Origin of the sequence: Granulicella sp. 5B5, from assembly GCF_014083945.1 — a bacterium.
Lineage (GTDB): Bacteria > Acidobacteriota > Terriglobia > Terriglobales > Acidobacteriaceae > Granulicella.
This window is the reverse complement of sequence record NZ_CP046444.1, coordinates 3,315,179-3,331,765: the sequence shown is the minus strand read 5'-3', so window position 1 is coordinate 3,331,765 and position 16,587 is coordinate 3,315,179. Positions and strand designations below refer to the sequence as shown.

Here is a 16,587-nt window from a genome sequence, read left to right as displayed (position 1 = left end):
ATTTCGCCCCTGCGAGGCCCATCCGACATGCGAACGCGAAGCATAGAAACCCTTCAAAAATGGCTACAATTCAAGAGGAAATCAGCGAATTCAGCCAGAAATCCGCGATATTTTGCTGATTTCTGGCTGTTTCCAAGGGTTGTTTTAGGTGGTAACAGTGGGCTGCTGGCTGCCGGCATAGGAGAGACCAGTCAGGATCGCGACTGCGGAGGCATAGTTAGCAACGGCACCGCTGGCGAGAGTGACTTCGATATACGGAAGACCCGCAGGCAGTTGATCGGACTGGATGACGATCTCGACGAACGTATTGATATTGTCCGCCGGCGTGAAACCCTCAGCCGTCGCCGAGTTGGCCGCGGAGGGACCGGTGACCAGATCGAGCGTATCGGCCGTATTGCCGGCCGCAGACTTCGTGTAATAGGTGAATGGAATGGCCGTTGCGCCGTCCCCCGAAGCATCCGAGCAAGCCTTGACCGTAATGGCTCCGGGCGCGCCCGCCAACGCACCATACTGGATGATGATGTTGGCCTTGGCTGCATACTTCATGTGGAAGGGCGTTGAGGTAACGCCACCGCTGATAGACTGCGGCGACAGGATGGATACGACATGGCCCTCTTCGGCCACATTGAAACCGCGTGCTCCCATGGTGCTTTCTCCTTCGGTCGCGAGGACCGCGTGAGCAGCGGGGCCGACATAATGCGGCCCCGCCACGAGTTGAGGTTGAGCTACGTGAGCAGCGGTTACGAGCGGGTAGCGAGCGTGACGAAGGAACTGAGCGCCTGCGTCCCGTTCAGGGGGGTCAGCGGGTCCTTCTGCTTCGGCTTGCCATCATTGCGCATGCGCCAGCGGTAGGCCTTCTGGCCAGTCAGGAACTGGACATGAATGGAGCTGTCCGCTTGCAGACCATCCCGCTCGCCGATCAGGTACTCGCTCATGTCTGCCAGCACTATGTCACCAACAGTGCCGAGCGTGGACGCCTGTTCAACCGGGATGACGGGGTGACCGAGGATCTTGCCATACTGGCCGTTGACGTTGCTACCCGTGCCGGGCTGCACATACAACGCTACCGCCGTGCCAGCCTCACCGGGGATGGTGAGTTGGTACAGCTGCTGCTCGCAGTTCTGATTGATAAACCAGCACGCATCCTTGCGGCTCGATGCTAACAACGCGGCATGCATATTGAGTACATTACTCGTGGTGATGGTCGCTGCCGCTTGCCCATTATCCTTCGCGATTTGCACGGTGCCTGGCGCCATTGTGATGCCAAGGAACTGCCCTGCTCCCGAGCCACTGAAGCACTCAAGGTCATATTGGAAGCCCATCGCCTTCGGAAAGGTCTTGGCGGCCCACACAGAGAGTGCATCTGTGTCCTCTTCGAGAGTGTCGGTGGTATACAGGAGACCGATGATCTCCTGCGCGATCAGTTCAAGCAGACCAAAGTTCGGCTTGCTCGGAGTGAGGAGGCCAGCTTCAGCCACACGGTAGACCTGGATGCCGCCATAACGGAACCCGGCCGCACGGCTGGTTTCGTTGAGCGTTGGAATGGTAAGTCGCGAAGACTTCATCGGTGTGCGGTCGGCCCGTCCGGCGATCTGCCCCTCATCCCACATGCGCTCGATAATGTCAGTTGACTGCTCTACTGGCACCAGAAAACCACCGTCTGCATCGGAGGTCTCCGATGCACCGAGAGCTGCCTGTAGACGAGGATCGCTGACATGACCACCACGGACGCTCTGCTTGCGCACAGCGCCGAGGAACTCACCGAAGTTGCGCCACGGCTTCTTTTCTGCGAGGTTGTCCCCGAGAGTGATACCAGCAACGGCAGGCTCGCTGCGCTGTGTTGCCATCAGGGCTTCCTTGTTGACGATCTGTTGTTTGAGGTTGGCAGCTTCGGCGATGGCGGCGGAGACGGCAGTCGTCTCTTCGGCGGTCATCGCGCGATTCTCGGTGGTGGCCTTCGCATCGATCGCGTTGGCCTTTTCGAGAGCCGCAGTGTGCAATTGCTTGAGTTCTGCAAGCGTCATAGTCCCCTCCATGGGGTTGCATCCGGGTTGGGGGCGAGCGCCAGCACGCGAGAGCCGTCGGGCTCTGCGTGAGCACACACAACCGGCGGCACGCAGCGCACCGGCACATAAGGAGCAAAGCAAAGGGCCACGCATCGGCGAGGCCCTTCACGAAATCGGGTAAGAGCTAAAGTTCAGCGTTGGCAATCTGCAGCCGAAACCGCATTCGATCGCTGGCGGCCTTTGCCGCCTTTGCCTGCATCGCACAGCCTTCGCAATTGGGGTCGTCACAGTCGTCGTCGGTGCAGCTTCCGCAGTCGCCACCGAGGCATGCAGCGCATTGACACTTGCAACCTACATCAGCCTTCGGAGCGGAAGTACTGCCGACGACCGGCGGCGCTTCCAACTCCATCGATGTCTGATTGCTACTACTGAGCGATACGCCGAACCGCGCCAGTACAGCGTCGAAGGTGTCCACCTTATCGACCATGCCGATCTTCACAGCCTGCGCAGCGCCAAACATCAGGCCCTGGCCGAAGGTATCGTGCACCTTCTGCTGCGGAACGCTGCGGCCTTTGGCGACGGCCTTCTCAAACATATTGCCGAACATGTCCACTGTCTCCTGCATGTGAGCGCGGGCAGCGTCCGTCAGCGGCTCATGGGGGTTGCCCTCAGCCTTGTTTTCGCCGAATTTGATGAGCGACACCTTGACGCCAAGATTTTCGAGATACTTCGAAGTATCCTCATGTGCACAGTACACGCCGATAGAACCGGTCATAGAAGACGGGCTTGCAACGATCTCGCTGCAGGCGCTGGCGATGAAGTAGGCAGCCGAAGCACAGAGTTTGTTGCAGACGGCGATGGTCTGCTTCTTGCCCTTCGCATTGCGGATCGCCGTCGCCAACTCATCGACGCCCTCCACCGTGCCGCCAGGCGAGTCGATATCGAAGATAATGGCGGAGACGCTGGGGTCATCCATTGCCGCATTGAACTGCTGCAGCAGTCGCACGGTCGAGGTCGCGGCGGGCCCACTGATGTCCCGCATGGAGCTGCCGCGGTGCAAGATGAGGCCATAGACCGGCAGCACCGCAATGGACGTTGCCTGCGAGTCTGCCTGCTGCACCTTCTTCGCGCGCGCTGCCTGGATCTGTGCGGCGCCATGAAGGTCGGCGACCACCGAAGCCTCAGCATCCTTACCCTGCGCCTTGAGCGCGAGAAAGGCCATGATGGCTTCGAGTTTGTTTGGGTCGATGGCCCAGACCTGCGACCGCATCGCACTCATGATGCTGCTATATGCCTTGCTCATTTCGCTCCTTCGACTGCCAGTGCAGCCAGTTTGATCGGCTCGGTTGCGGCGACATTCTCAATCCACACCTGTGCTCCGGCGCCGAACTCGTCATCCTCATCGCCGAGCAGCATAGTGAGGTGTTGTGCGCGGTCGTCGCAGGCCATCTTGACGGCCAATTGCTGTGCGGCATCCAGCGTGAAGACGGTATTGATAAACCGCACCTGCTCCGCATAGAACTCGGATATCTCCCACGCGCCGGCCTTTTGCTGGATCAGCCGCTGCACACCGCTGACTTCGCGACGCACACAACGGGCTGCGGAATCAACGGCCAGCAACTTCAGGCGCTCGAGATGCGCGCTATTATCGCCACCTCCGCCGGTCTCGTCGGCCTGGTCATCATCATTGTCGGACGAGCCATCTTTGCCGTCCTTGCCAGGGCTTCCTCCTGGTCCGCCACTCTTGACGGTCGTCCCATTGGTGAGTTGCTTGAGCGGTGCCCAGTTGACCGGACGCCAATAATTTGCGCCGACCCCATTGGGAATCGGGTTCATGTCCTCGGCCTCGCGCACATCATCCTGCGACATCCAGCCGTCGCCAATGGCCACATGATAGGCAGCGAAGCGGCTGGCCGTATCGCCACGCAGCAGCGACGCCAGCGACGCCTTCGCATAGTAGCGGAATCCGCTGATGAGACAGCGCTGAATTGCCTGCTCCCACATAATGGCCATGGGCAGCACGGACTGCACTGCATTCATGATGTTGAACTGCTCAACCGAGGCATATGTCGCAGCCTTGCCTGCATCTACGCCGACCAGGTGCGGAAGCACATTGAAGATGGTGCAGATCTCAACCTGCGAAGCCTTGTGGCCCTCGATCAGCTGCGCATCTACCGGGGTGACGCCGATGGATTTTACGTCGAGGCCGTTGGGTCCATAGATGGCGCGACCACGGTTCGAGCCAGTTGTCGAACGCTGAAAAGACTCAATAAAATCGTCTTCTTCGCCCTTATTGCGAAAGTTGCCGCCGGTGATGATGAACCCGGAGCGCGAATCATTCTTCAGGAACCGGCCGATATAATCCTGACGCGCCAGCGCCACGCCCAGCACATCAAGCGCCATACTGATGCGCGATTGCCCTACAGCCATCACATCTGACCAGTCGCGCAGGTGAAACATTTCCTCCTGCAGAATGACGCGCGTGGTGCCCGTCAGCGGATCGTTATAGACATACCGCAGGTCGCCGCTAGACTTGATCACCTCAACTTTCACGCGGTCCGGATGCAGCGGCACGAGCTCAAGCGGGATGCCGGTGCGGTCATCAATGATGATCTCGGCATAAGCGTTGCCGCGTAGCTCGACGTGCCCCTGCATCATCTGCTTGAATTCGAAGGGCGTCTGCCAGCGGTTCGGCTTGAAATAGATGAGGCGATGGACCGGGTGATTATCGATAACCCGCTTGCCACCGCGGGGATTGTCCTTATAAACCTTGAACGGCAGCGACGCGAGCTGCCGAGACTTGGCCGAAACGCATGCGATGACGGTGCCGAGACGCTTGGAAGTATCCGCCGTGACACGCATACCAGCAGCCGAAGCATGACCGCCAGCGGGACCATACCAGAAGTTGTCCCATGGCGCAGGCGCACCGCCGCCCATGTCGGCGCGCAGTTTGAGAGCGCCTTCGAAGATGCCGGAGATTAGTTTCAATTACCGCCCCTTCGAGTCGCGAACATCGTCATAAAGCCAGAAAAGAGCGGGAAGCACGATGGAAAGCCCAGCAACCATCCAGCCACCAGGCCGCCACGCCAGCCACACACCGCGCGTAAACACTACGAGCCCGGCAGCAAGAACTGCCATTGCCAGCAGTTGCGCAAGAGACTTCTTCATTTCCTTCGTCATAAAGCCACCACGCGGGTTGAGGTGTATTGGATCGTCGGTGCGTTATAGGCGCGGTTCATGCCGGTGATCATGGCAGCGACAGGGTCGATCTTCAGTTTGTCGTTAGGCCCGCGTCGCAGCATGACAGTCTCATTGATCGGGCTTTCGTTGATCAGCGCGTTCGATACAGCCCACGTGAGTACCGGGTCGCCATTGTGATGTACCCGGCCCGCATAGATCGCCGCTCGGAGTTCCTTGAGTGGGTCAGAGAAGTATTGCGGGGTCTGCGGGATGGAACAAACAACATCCTCACCAAAGGTTGAGGCAAGGTCCTGCTGCATCTGTTGCGCACCCCAGGGATCGAAGGCGATGCATTGCATGTCATACAGCGCGGCATCGTTTTCGATGTCGCGCTGGATCTGAGAGAGTCGCACCTCGACACCATCGCAAGCAATAAGAGCACCGTCCGCAACCCATTGCTCATAGTGCCGATGCTCATTGTCGTAGATGGTGGATTTGGGTGCATAGTGATAGCCGAACAGCGTGTAATGGTCCTGGTCGACAAGTTCATCCTTGTCCGTCGCCTCAATGAATATTCTGTCCGTCCGCGATTCTTTGAAGATGAGCATGCGACTGGCGAGATCGATGCGCGCCGCGAGATCATTGCCCATCCAGCAAGGCTTGCCTGCGAAGTCTTTGATGGAGAGCGACGGGTCGGCGCAGGCCTTCCACTTTTCCATATCCATCCAGTCAGCAGCGGCGTTGGTCCACACGCCGAAGTGCTTCGTCAGGATGGCGTTGCGTTTGTGCGCGAACTCAAGTGCGTCCTGCTGACGCCCACGCAGATATTCCCAACTGACAGAGACACCGACGTTAGGGTTCGCCTTGGCGATGCCGATATCTGTCTTCCACTCATCTACATGGTCGACCGTATAGATGATGCCGAACTGCCGGTCGTCTTTGACTGTACCTGCGAGGACCTTGATGATGTCGTCGCGCAGCATGTAGCACGGACCGCCGACGTTGAAGCCAGCCGTGGTGATGACGAACAGTAAAGGCTGCTCGCGCGCACCCATGCCTGACTCCATCGCGTCATAGAGTGTGGAGGTGTCGTGCTCGTGATATTCATCGACGATTGCGCAGGAAGGGCTGGAACCATCGCCAGGGTTCTTGACGAGGGGTTCAAAGCGACTGCCATCGGCGCGGGTAAGACTCTTTTTGTTGACCTCGACATTGAAGTTGAGAAGAAACTTGTGCGACCGCATCGCCATGAGCCGACCGGGACGGAAAACTTCAAGCGCCTGCTTCTCCTTTGTGGCGCCGGAGAAGACTTGTGCATCGACCTCGCCATCGCATGCGAGCATGTAAAGCCCGATTGTTGCTGCCAACGTCGACTTTGCGTTCTTGCGATTGACCTCGATATACGACTTCGTGAAGCGCCGGTTGCCAGTCGACTTCGATATCCAGCCGAAGAGACAGCAGACGATGAAGCACTGCCAGGGCTCAAGAACGAGCCGGTTGTCGAAGCCCTTGACTCGGCGCGCCCATTTGCCGGAGACATGCGGGAACTTGCTGATGATCCAACAAGGCCGATTCGCTTTTCCCTCATCAAAGCGATAAGGATAGAGTGGATCAAGGGACTTCTCCAGGTCATCGAGATGACGCTGGCAGGCCTGCTTGACGAAGCCGCAGGCGATGATCTCGCCGGTAACGACCCCGCGAGCATAGACCATCGCTTTCTCAACATAAGGGCTACTGAACTGGTAGTCCGGTACTGCCGTCAGCGGCTTGCTTCCACTCGTCTTCTTCCTGCTCCGTAGTTTTGACACCAACACCGTTGACGAGACTTCGACTGGCAGGGTTGAGCCCGAGCTGGCTGAGGTATCGGTTGAGCTGCGAGAAGACACTGGTAGGAGCTCCGGGTTCACGGGACTGTGCGAGCAGGCGCGCTGTGGTCTCGAAGTGCAGGCGATCAGCGGAGGTTACAAGCACTTCTTTCGTCGCGGCCTCTAGATCTCGCCACGCTTGGAGCAGCTTTGCTTTGTTGCGATAGCCGAGTTCGGTGCCTTCGGGGACAAAGTCAGGTGGAGGAGGGCCAAGCGGGCCGGTAACTACCGGCTCCAATGAACGTGCTTGCCCGCGCGCAGGGTCATGGTTGAATGCACCCTTACGTTCGAGTTCGGCGGTTGATTTGCGATGTCGCCCCATGGAATTACCTCAACGAGAAGGCGTCGCCAACGCGTTTACGCGACGCTAGTTGCATCGACAGCCAATAAACCTCGCTTCAAGAGGTGGCAAAACCCTGATTCCATAAGTCAAAAGACGTTTTTCGCGGAAGCGTAAATTTGGTTTGGGCACGGTCTGCGCGGCCATGGGCTGGAGAGATTTCGACCCCCCATCCCATCTATTGCAATGACATTACTTACCGCCCAAAGCCGCCGTCCTCTGTCGCTGTCTTCACTCCGTGACATCCAGCACACAGCGACTGATGGTTCTTCCCGTCCCAAAACAGCGGATCACTCTGTCCATGCGCTGGGATGACATGGTCCGTCACTGTCGCCAGCACCACACGCGGTTCATGACACCCTTTCGGCCAGCCCACACAGAATGGATGCTTCCGCAATCGCGCCGCGCTATACGCTGCCCAACGCCTGTCATATCCACGCTTATGAGCACTTGGCCGCGCCGCCTCACTTCTCTTTCGTGGCGAGTGCGTCGGCGCACATGCGTCACAGCAACCCCTCCAAACCAGCGCCACACATCCAGGCTTTCCATTACAGGGCCGCTTTGCCATCGACGCTCACTTCGCCAGCATGCCAGCCTGCCACAACAACTCCCAGCTTGGCTTGATGTAGTCGTACCAATGCTTCGGCTTCGGATTCAGAAACGGCGCCGAAATCTTTGTCTCGACAGCATCAGCCGTCGTCGTCATGCTATCGACATGCTTGGATGTGTCCGCAAAGAACAGCGCAGCCTTGGAGCCTGCGTTCAGCGCATTCGTCACTTCCTGCGAGTTCACACGCGCATCGAAGTCATTCACGCCCTTCGTCGCCGCCGAGCTGGCATCAGCCAGATTGCTCTCTATTGGACCCAGTGCGTCCACACGCATCGTCACGCTTTTCAGCAGAGGATCAAGATCGCCCGCAGCCACATCGACCTTCATCAACGAGCCCAGCAACTGCGTCGTCAAACCTGGCAGCGTCTTATCGAGAAATGACTGCTCGCGCTTCATCACATACGCGGAGCGATCGATCAGATTGCCCGCATCCAGCAGATCTTCATTCACCACACATAGCGTTCCGCCGACGCGTCCCATACAACCAGCGTTGATCGTGTTCAGCGAGGCCTGCACACCACTCACCAACACAGTCTCATCCTTACCCAACTGATGCAGCCGCAGACACACGAAGATCGTGACAGACACCGCACAGGCAATGAGCAGCGCCGCCGCCACGATCCACGTAATGTCTTTGACTTTCTGCACGGGTTAGACGTTGATCCCGAGCGTTGCCAGAAACGCCTTCGTATCCGGCCACACTTCTTTCACTGCCGCCAGAGTGGCATTGTCCAGCACGATGTTCAGGCCTCCAGCATTCGCCGCCGAGCTTGTGTCCGTCACTGCAGTGCCGACCTGACCCAGCAGCACCGCGAGCGATGCAGCTACCTTCGGAGCGGCAGCCGTCACCTTCGGAAGCTCAGCCGTCGTCTTCGTCAGCACCTTCAACACATCAGCAGCGCCCACTTCGACCGCATGCTCCACGTCCACAAAAATCGTTCCAATGGTTGCCATATTGCTCTCCTCTGCTTTCGCAGGCTTACTCGGCACTGCAGCCTCAGCCGCACGTGCCATCGCAGTCACCGCTGTCTGCGGACCCTGCAAACTCTTCTTCGGCGCCGTCACCACCAATCGCGCCAGCAACGCAAACGGATTGAGTTGGATCATCACTTCGAGTCCGCATCTTTGCTAAACAAGCCGACCAAGCCCAATCCAACAGCAACCACAAATCCAAACCAGTCTCGCTGCGTCATGGCGAGATGGCCGGCAACATCAAACTTCACACTCTGATTCGCCATCGACAGAAACAGTCCCAAACCCAGCAGCGTCGTCTTCGGACTGCAGTGAATCTCGTTCATGTCGATGACCATCGTCGTCCCTCAAAATCTCACGCGGGAAGCGGCACCCGCGTTCGCAACACCAGCCACGCGCTTCGTCTTAGGCTTCGGATTTTTCTTCTTCGCCACCATCACGCGCTTTGCAACTCCAGCACCTTCGCCAGCAGCACACCCATTGGCTTGCCACCCTGTCCATAGCTATTCCCAGGCAGACTCGCCCAGATCGACGAGCACTGCGAGATCGCCAGATCGAAGTCGCCAGCATCAATCATCGTGAGCGCATTGCGTTCTCGGATCTGCTGGAGCGCCACCAGGTCCTGCGATAGAGGCGAGAAATCAGCCAACTTCAGCGAAGCCTTATAGCTCGTCCAAAACCGATACAGCAGCTGATAGCGCCCACTGGCCGTCGATACCAGCACCGGAGGACCTTTACGAATCACCTTCGCTGCACGGTGCGCAAAAGGATGATCGCTATAATCGGTAAACACTTCGCCACCATCCACGCCTGTCACGATGACGTCATACCCATCGTTCTGCGTCAGCTCCTCACTTGACGTCCCCTCGCTGAAGGCCAGCAGATCGAGAAACGCAATCCGATTCGCCGATCCAGCCTGCTGTGCTGTAATAGCTGCCATCACTCACCTCTACTGCTCATGCCTCGCATCGCTGCGGCCTTCGTGCCAACCCTTCAGATAGGCAGCATCTTTCTCAACCGCAGATAACCGGATGCCGTGGCTGCCCAGCGTCACATCATGATCGTCGAGTCTGCCGCCATGCTCATCCACCCGCTGCGACAGTTTGCCACCCAGGAAGATCACGCCAAACAGCGTCAGTAGAAAACCCATCCCAGCAAACAACGCAGCCCATGCGGCAGCATTCATCTCCAACCCCTCCATGAGCTTCGTGCCATTGCTCTACATCACATGCTTGAACTGGTCGATAGCCACCACTCGCGCCGGCAACTTGCGCCGGCTCTCCACACGAGTCAGCAGCTTGTTGTAGCCGCGACCCGCACAATTCGGACAATCGCGAGCACCTGTCCCCACCTCGGGAAAGAACAGTTTGCCGCAGCCCTTGCTCTCGCAATACTTCGGCTCGACCTTCACCTCACGCTGCGTGCTGATCATCCTGCACATCCCACTGCAACTGCCGTGCGAAAGCTCGCCGCCTTCACCATCGCCAGCTCCACAAAGTCTTCCGTGATCTCCCCACGCATCTCACGCACTAACCGTTGCGCCTTCGACAAACCCAACGTCCGCGAACGCCCGCATGCAGCCAAATCCATCTCATGCAGCGACAACGTCGCCTCACTCGCGCGCATCACCGAAGCCTTGAACCTTTCCGGTGTATTCACCGGCTTTGGCGCTAGCAACTCTACCCCCCCATGAGACTTCAGCACGAACCCCACCACGTTCTGCTCTTCATCGAGCACGTACTCGGCCTTCCCCTCTCTCACCATGCGCTCACCCGCACCAAAGTGCACATAGCGCGAGGTGCGGAAAGCGCCCAACCGAACATCGAAGCAGCAAAGCTCAAGTTTGCGCGCCATCAGGGGACCTCAATCGGTTTCAAACGCAGAACAACGCAATCGCGCTTCGCAGCGCGTCTTCGTCATCACTTTATTTAGGGATAGCTCCGCCCGCCTTCACTTCGACTACGCCCCGGTTGACTCCCGAGAAACCCCGCACTCCACGACTCTCATCGTGGGGATTGGGCGCTGCTAGCAGCAGGCAGATTGTGTACTACAAGCGAGACTCTGACACACGTCTCTGTGCACTTCAACAACAAAATGCAAAGTCTCCCGATATCACCCGATATTGACCGTTACGCGCCGCTACTCCCCGAGATCGCCCCAAGTCTCCCGATATCACCCGATATTGACCGGTCTGAAGGGTGAATCTACCGCAAAATCTTTTTGCGTAAAAAGGTTTGTGGCACGTGGAACATCACGACGCATTGCCAGCTGCTACACGTTGCTCAAGCTCGCGCCACACGTCTTCCATTGAAACGTATCGCTCAGGATGTTCGCGCCCATCCGCATAGACGTAGGCCGAGTAGTGCGCCTCGTACATCTCAAGGCATGCATGATCTCCATCCTTCGTAATCCACCAGTGTGGAGTTTTCAAAACTGGCTCCGTCGCCGCTCCCGCATCCCGATCTTGTCCCAACCCCACCGTGCCTCGTCGAGCCAGTAGCCATCGCGAAAGAACTCCTTCGGCCCCACCACGCGCAGCAGAAAACCGGCGCTCGCCATGCGCTGGTACTCGATCCACATCTCGATCCCCGCCGCCGCCACCAGCGCCAGCGCTTTGCCGGTGGTCTGCACCTCGAGCCGCAGCTGCGCCATCACCGCATTGCGCTGGCTGCGCGTGCATACCTCGCGCGGAATCCCGCAAGCCTCCAGCACGTCGATCGCAATGTCGAACAGCCGTTGCGCGCTCTCGTCCAGCAACGCCCGCGCCTGGTGCGGATCGCGCGGCTCACGCATCCGGCGAAACGGAAGCACGCGCCCCCCCAGTTCCCCACCGCGCTCCATCGAAACCCCAGGCGCCTGCAGGACCGGCGTTGTTGCCGTTGCTCTTGCACTTGCGGTTGTTCTTGCTTCTCCCACGTTCAGGCAGAGTTGCACTCCCGCATCCGGGGCGGGGGCGAAATCCACAGGTGCTCGGCTTGCGAGGGGGGCTTTAGGGGGTATCTCTTCGCTTTGATAGTTCTCTGGTAGTTCTTGGTAGTTCATTAGAGGGACCGCGATTTTGTCATCTCGAACGGCCTGTTTTGTCGTCTCAAACGGCTCATTTTGTCGTCTCGCCAACTGCGTTTTGTCATCTCGAACGGCGTTTTCCTCATGCCTCGACCGATGATTTTCGTCTCCTCGCTGGGCATCCTTCACCCCCGACTGAAGCCGATCCTGCACATCTCCTCGACGGGCATCGCTGCCCACGACCGAAGATGCTCCGCCCATACGGCCCTGCGCGTCGCCACGCAGCCGGCTGAGGTGGATTTGGTATATATTCCCGCGCTTCTCCCAGCCGCGAGCCGTCTCTACACTTCGTGCGCGCCGCTGAATCGACATCCAGCCCGCACGCTCAAGAACGTCCAACCGCCGCTGCACCGTCCGAACATCGCAGCAGCAGTTGTCGGCCAGCGTCAGCAGGCCAGGGTAAGCAACACCCTTGCCATCCGCATACGCAGCTATCGCGAGCAGTACCGCGCGCAGCTTGTAATCCTTCGGCCCCCACGCATAGATCATATTTTGGATCGCGTAATTCAAGCCACCATCCCATCTCTGCGCAGCCCCTGCGCCAGCGTCGGCAGCGTCAGGTGCATCGCCATCTGCGGAGGCACGGCATTACCTACCTGCACCTGCTGCTCCTTCGCCGTGCCGGTCCACTTGTAGTCATCCGGAAAGCTCTGCGCACGGGCGCACTCTGCCAGCCGCAGCATCCGGAAGAAGATTGCCATCCTGCTCACTACAGCACCCACAGGCAGCCATTCCGGCGACTGCACCTGGTCCAGCCTCATCGCCACCAGTGCGAACCGGTCGCGCGTCGTCAGCGTGGGCAATGGCTGCTCTATACCGATCATGTTCCGCGTCCCGTAGTACTCCGCGATGAACGGTGACACCAGCGCCTCACCCTTCGAACCCGTCACAGTCTGCGTTCCCGTGATCGTCCGCAGAGGCACATCCGGCGAGTCCACCGAGAACTCTTCAAATACTCGATGCGGCAGCACAATCGGCGATACAACACCCACATGTCCACCTCCCGCAGTTATCGTCTGCACCGGCTTATCGATCCCATGCACCGTCGCGGTGCCATGCAGGTCAACCTGATAGGACTGCATCGTCGGTAGCCCAACGAAATTATCCAGCAACCGAAACTCAAACTCTGGAATGAACGGTTGCTGCTTCTTCCACGCCAGCAGATCCGCAGCGCTCACCGCGGCCATGTCGACGAACAGCGGCACCACACCCGCATGCACCATCGCGGCCACATCCATCTCAATGCCCCAGAACCTGCGAGCGCCGGCGCGGATGCGTTCCATCGTATTGTCAGCCAGCGCCTTCTTCCGCTCGGTGAAGATGTCCTTGCCCAGATCGCTCCAGTCGATGATGTCGCGCGCAGGCACCCACGGCTTGCGGCTGTCGGCGAACAGTGGCTGCCGCTTTTGCTCTGCGGGGCCAATGTGCGTCGGCTCCGGCCAGCGGATGGTGCGGTTGCCCTTCACCGCGATCAGGAAGAACCGTTGCCGCGTCGTCGGCGTACCGTAGTCAGCGCAGTTCAGGATGCGCCACTCGTACTTGTAGCCCCGCACACGCAGCCCTTCCAACCAGTGCTTGAACAGCGATCCCTTCTTCGACTTCAGCGGGCGGTTGTCGACGCCCAGCGGCCCCCAGTCGACGAACTCGCGCACGTTCTCAATCATCAGCGTCTCGACGTTCAGCTTGTCGAGGAAGTCGAGGACCAGGTTCGCCGAGCTGCGCGACTGGTCGTTCGCAGGCTTGCCACCGCGCGCGCGGCTGTGCCCGGTGCACTCCGGCGACGCCCATAGCAGCTTCACGCGCCGGTCGTTGCGGCTGGTGATCAGCTTGCAGGGGTCGCCAATCTCCGCGAGACTCTTGCAGTGATGCGCCGCGCCCGGATGGTTCGCCGTGTGCGTATCGATGGCGACAGACCAATGGTTCACCGCGATCATCTCGTAGTCGTGCTCGGTCTTACCTAGCAGCTCCCACGCCATGCGCATACCGGTGGATGTCCCACCACCACCGCAGAATAGATCGATAAGTACATCACTCACTTACTCACCAGCCTCCAACGCGAGCGAGCCCTGCGCACGGCCCTGCCATGCACAGGGGTTGAACCACAGCACCTCGGTGCGTTTGCGAGCGCCATCGGCCAGCGCAGCTCTCTTGCTCGATCATGGTCTCAACCCACCTTCACACTTCACATGTGCAAGACAAGGCCCGCGCGGATATCCACACCGCGCAGGCCGCACAGCTATTGCCGCTAAGTGTTCGTCGTGCAGATGAGTTCAGGGTCTTCACTCTCCCCATACTCATCTTCGAGAGACACCATCGCGCCAGCAGGTTCTCCGTTCTCGTCGCTCCCGAGCATCTTCAGAGTGCCAGGAACTTCTTTGACAAGAGATTCATCGAAGTCCTCGACATTCTCACGCATGAAGGCAATCACCGCCTCACGCGAACGCCCGGCATAGATGTCTCCGCCACCGGCATCGAGAAACACAGGCTGCGGAAGCTTCGCACGATAGTGCTTATCCAGCATCTGCAGCGCCAGCCGTAATACCGTCCGGAGATCTCGCTTGCCCCAGAACGTGACGGCCGCCGAGTCATCACCCCCTGGCCGGTGCATGAACGGACCGCTGACGTTCTCGCCATTCACCGTACAAGGCAGCTCAAGATAGAACCTCAACCCCGTAAACTGGTTGCCATCAATCTCCTTCGAGATGATCTCGACCCGTTCGGTCATCTCTTCCGCATAGACATTTACTCGCATCTCTTCTCCTCGCTTTCTTTCTCGCCCTTCAGCTCCTGCCACATCGCCCAACCCAGCGCACGACAGCGGCGATAGCCTGGTCCCTCCGGCTTGCCACGCCACCATCTTGTAAACCACTTTTCAAACTCTTCCTTCATCGCCGCCTCCAAACAAACTTCGCTGCCCCTCGCTCAGACCCATACGCTGCCGCATGAACTGCACCATCTGCTCGCGCGTGTGTTCGATGGCACCAGCCGCAACCGCTTCCTTGCGCCGAGCCGGGACCAGGTCATAGTGCGGCAACTTCTCTTTGTCCTGAAACCAAGCGCGCCTCATTCCAATCCGGAGCGCCATCGCGTGCAGCTCGTCGAGAGTGTCGGCATACATGTGGCAACTGCGCGTCCACCTGAACTCCTTTGAGCCACCATGCTCCATCACGGGGTCAACGTAGACACTCATCGGGACCTCCGGAGATACGCATAGATCACCGCCGCGATCGCCGCGAAGGCAATGGCATCGGCAAAACTGAGCTCGATCACATAACCTCCTTCGCCATCTTCAAGAGTTGCGCAGCCGCAACATCCGCGCGGTCGAGTTTTGCAGCCTCACGGAGCGGAACCCCGCGCAACACGCAGCCACCAGCAACCATTTCGACATCTCGCGCCGTAACATCGGACACCAGCTGCGCGGCCCGGTTCAGAGTCGCCCGAATCGTTGTCTTTACAGCGTTTTCCACCAGCTCTTCTACCTGTTTTTGCGTGAACATCATCCAACCATCCGTGTCTTCTCGTTACGTTGATCCAACTTCGCCAGGGCTTCCTTGCGCTGACTCTCGAGCAGGGCATGCAGCTCCGGAGCGCGGTCTGCCAGCAGCAGTTCCACGTCGCGCGGCGCGAGCAGCGGATCGGCGGCAATCGCCAGGTCATCCACGCGCACCACGCAGACGCACAGGCACCCGCCGCCACCCACCGTCGACGACTTCCGAATCCACTCCGCCATCCCCTGCCCCGTCTTCCGCTTCGCCCAGTCGAGCCCCTTACCCATGGCTGGCCATCCTCGGCATCTCATTCCACGTTGCATCTGTCCACTCAATCCCCGTTGTCTGGCTCATCGCTCTCCTCAGCCTTCCTTTTCAATTCGTCCAGTTTCGCGTCAACGATCTCGGTCAGCGTTCCATCACGCGCCATCTCGGCACGCAGTTCATCAGCGAGCTGCGCGGCTGTCCATCTCCTGACGGCCTCCGCACTCATCGCGCAGTCGCCTTCGGTGCCGGCGCCGCGCCAGATTGCTTATCCATCCATGCATCCAGCAGAGACTTACGAAATCGCCAGCGGTTGCCAAGTTTGAACGCTGGCACAAATCCTTCCGACGCATACCGGTAGAGTGTGTCGTCCGAGATCCCGAGATATGCCGCCGACTGCCGGACATCCATCACCTCTGGCGAGTGCGACATCTTCTCCACAAACTTCGCCGACTTTGATCCGGCTTTCGTCATTGCCACACCCTCGCACCTGTCAACTCGGATGGCACCATTCGTGCGCCGGCGATACCGCGCTTCGCCAGCACTCGCTCCCGCGCCTGGCTGCGCATCTTTTTCACGTCGAATCCCCGGGCCTCGAGCGCAGCTATCATCATCCGCACAAAGATGCGTTCGGTATCGCGAGCAATGCTTACCGCGTCGCGGCAACAATCTGCACAGTAGCCTTGCCCGTTGCGCCGAGGCCGTACACCACACTTGCTGCACATCGTCTTCTTCGACTTATAGTCCATCGCAACTCCTCGATTGCATCCCGGTAAAAATCCCCGGCGGCAGCATG

24 protein-coding genes are annotated in these 16,587 nt (G+C 59.0%); all 24 read right to left on the bottom strand.

Annotated features, from left to right (window positions below):
* Window positions 1–144: 144 nt before the first annotated feature.
* The 24 genes from GOB94_RS14075 to GOB94_RS13960 all read right to left on the bottom strand — a co-directional run bounded on the left by GOB94_RS14075 (window position 145) and on the right by GOB94_RS13960 (window position 16,540).
* Window positions 145–645, bottom strand: a complete 501-nt coding sequence (locus GOB94_RS14075) for a hypothetical protein (protein WP_182276507.1) — start codon at window positions 643–645, stop codon at window positions 145–147.
* A gap of 95 nt (window positions 646–740) precedes the next feature.
* Complete coding sequence (locus GOB94_RS14070; protein ID WP_182276506.1) at window positions 741–2,024, bottom strand: phage major capsid protein; 1,284 nt, start codon at window positions 2,022–2,024, stop codon at window positions 741–743.
* A 166-nt stretch (window positions 2,025–2,190) separates the two neighbouring features.
* Entirely contained in the window at window positions 2,191–3,309 is a 1,119-nt protein-coding gene (locus GOB94_RS14065) for a S49 family peptidase (RefSeq protein ID WP_182276505.1), read from the bottom strand.
* The gene (locus GOB94_RS14060) at window positions 3,306–4,994 is read right to left on the bottom strand and encodes a phage portal protein (RefSeq protein ID WP_182276504.1); all 1,689 of its coding nucleotides are present in this window, start codon (window positions 4,992–4,994) and stop codon (window positions 3,306–3,308) included. The genes GOB94_RS14065 and GOB94_RS14060 overlap by 4 nt, the downstream gene beginning before the upstream one ends.
* A complete protein-coding gene (locus GOB94_RS14055; protein WP_220464934.1) occupies window positions 4,995–5,186 on the bottom strand; it encodes a hypothetical protein in 192 nt (63 codons plus the stop codon). It abuts the gene before it with no gap.
* Entirely contained in the window at window positions 5,183–6,898 is a 1,716-nt protein-coding gene (locus tag GOB94_RS14050) for a terminase TerL endonuclease subunit (RefSeq protein WP_182276502.1), read from the bottom strand. Before GOB94_RS14050 ends, GOB94_RS14055 begins: the two co-directional genes overlap by 4 nt.
* 19 nt (window positions 6,899–6,917) lie before the next feature.
* Window positions 6,918–7,373, bottom strand: a complete 456-nt coding sequence (locus GOB94_RS14045) for a hypothetical protein (protein WP_182276501.1) — start codon at window positions 7,371–7,373, stop codon at window positions 6,918–6,920.
* Window positions 7,374–7,965: 592 nt separating this feature from the next.
* The gene (locus GOB94_RS14040) at window positions 7,966–8,649 is read right to left on the bottom strand and encodes a hypothetical protein (protein WP_182276500.1); all 684 of its coding nucleotides are present in this window, start codon (window positions 8,647–8,649) and stop codon (window positions 7,966–7,968) included.
* A 3-nt stretch (window positions 8,650–8,652) separates the two neighbouring features.
* The gene (locus GOB94_RS14035) at window positions 8,653–9,108 is read right to left on the bottom strand and encodes a hypothetical protein (protein ID WP_182276499.1); all 456 of its coding nucleotides are present in this window, start codon (window positions 9,106–9,108) and stop codon (window positions 8,653–8,655) included.
* Window positions 9,108–9,311, bottom strand: a complete 204-nt coding sequence (locus tag GOB94_RS14030) for a hypothetical protein (RefSeq protein WP_182276498.1) — start codon at window positions 9,309–9,311, stop codon at window positions 9,108–9,110. Before GOB94_RS14030 ends, GOB94_RS14035 begins: the two co-directional genes overlap by 1 nt.
* A gap of 98 nt (window positions 9,312–9,409) precedes the next feature.
* Window positions 9,410–9,913, bottom strand: a complete 504-nt coding sequence (locus GOB94_RS14025; protein ID WP_182276497.1) for a glycoside hydrolase family 104 protein — start codon at window positions 9,911–9,913, stop codon at window positions 9,410–9,412.
* A 9-nt stretch (window positions 9,914–9,922) separates the two neighbouring features.
* The gene (locus GOB94_RS14020; RefSeq protein ID WP_182276496.1) at window positions 9,923–10,159 is read right to left on the bottom strand and encodes a hypothetical protein; all 237 of its coding nucleotides are present in this window, start codon (window positions 10,157–10,159) and stop codon (window positions 9,923–9,925) included.
* A gap of 33 nt (window positions 10,160–10,192) precedes the next feature.
* Window positions 10,193–10,405 (bottom strand): hypothetical protein, encoded by a 213-nt coding sequence (locus tag GOB94_RS14015; protein ID WP_182276495.1) that lies wholly within the window; start codon window positions 10,403–10,405, stop codon window positions 10,193–10,195.
* Window positions 10,402–10,827, bottom strand: a complete 426-nt coding sequence (locus GOB94_RS14010) for a hypothetical protein (RefSeq protein ID WP_182276494.1) — start codon at window positions 10,825–10,827, stop codon at window positions 10,402–10,404. The genes GOB94_RS14015 and GOB94_RS14010 overlap by 4 nt, the downstream gene beginning before the upstream one ends.
* Window positions 10,828–11,400: 573 nt before the next feature.
* Window positions 11,401–12,549: a helix-turn-helix domain-containing protein gene (locus tag GOB94_RS14005; RefSeq protein WP_182276493.1), complete on the bottom strand. Its 1,149-nt coding sequence runs from the start codon at window positions 12,547–12,549 to the stop codon at window positions 11,401–11,403.
* The gene (locus GOB94_RS14000) at window positions 12,546–14,075 is read right to left on the bottom strand and encodes a DNA cytosine methyltransferase (RefSeq protein WP_182276492.1); all 1,530 of its coding nucleotides are present in this window, start codon (window positions 14,073–14,075) and stop codon (window positions 12,546–12,548) included. Before GOB94_RS14000 ends, GOB94_RS14005 begins: the two co-directional genes overlap by 4 nt.
* Before the next feature lie 209 nt (window positions 14,076–14,284).
* The gene (locus GOB94_RS16720; protein WP_220464933.1) at window positions 14,285–14,791 is read right to left on the bottom strand and encodes a hypothetical protein; all 507 of its coding nucleotides are present in this window, start codon (window positions 14,789–14,791) and stop codon (window positions 14,285–14,287) included.
* Window positions 14,782–14,928, bottom strand: a complete 147-nt coding sequence (locus GOB94_RS13990; RefSeq protein WP_182276491.1) for a hypothetical protein — start codon at window positions 14,926–14,928, stop codon at window positions 14,782–14,784. The genes GOB94_RS16720 and GOB94_RS13990 overlap by 10 nt, the downstream gene beginning before the upstream one ends.
* Window positions 14,912–15,229, bottom strand: a complete 318-nt coding sequence (locus tag GOB94_RS13985) for a DUF4031 domain-containing protein (protein ID WP_182276490.1) — start codon at window positions 15,227–15,229, stop codon at window positions 14,912–14,914. The genes GOB94_RS13990 and GOB94_RS13985 overlap by 17 nt, the downstream gene beginning before the upstream one ends.
* Window positions 15,230–15,305: 76 nt before the next feature.
* Window positions 15,306–15,539 (bottom strand): hypothetical protein, encoded by a 234-nt coding sequence (locus GOB94_RS13980; protein WP_182276489.1) that lies wholly within the window; start codon window positions 15,537–15,539, stop codon window positions 15,306–15,308.
* Window positions 15,536–15,814 carry a hypothetical protein gene (locus tag GOB94_RS13975; protein WP_182276488.1) on the bottom strand — a complete coding sequence of 93 codons (279 nt, stop codon included), beginning with the start codon at window positions 15,812–15,814 and terminating at the stop codon, window positions 15,536–15,538. Before GOB94_RS13975 ends, GOB94_RS13980 begins: the two co-directional genes overlap by 4 nt.
* 44 nt (window positions 15,815–15,858) lie before the next feature.
* Complete coding sequence (locus tag GOB94_RS13970) at window positions 15,859–16,020, bottom strand: hypothetical protein (protein ID WP_182276487.1); 162 nt, start codon at window positions 16,018–16,020, stop codon at window positions 15,859–15,861.
* Window positions 16,017–16,202, bottom strand: a complete 186-nt coding sequence (locus GOB94_RS13965) for a helix-turn-helix domain-containing protein (protein WP_182278633.1) — start codon at window positions 16,200–16,202, stop codon at window positions 16,017–16,019. Before GOB94_RS13965 ends, GOB94_RS13970 begins: the two co-directional genes overlap by 4 nt.
* Before the next feature lie 59 nt (window positions 16,203–16,261).
* Window positions 16,262–16,540 carry a hypothetical protein gene (locus tag GOB94_RS13960; protein ID WP_182276486.1) on the bottom strand — a complete coding sequence of 93 codons (279 nt, stop codon included), beginning with the start codon at window positions 16,538–16,540 and terminating at the stop codon, window positions 16,262–16,264.
* Window positions 16,541–16,587: the final 47 nt, after the last annotated feature.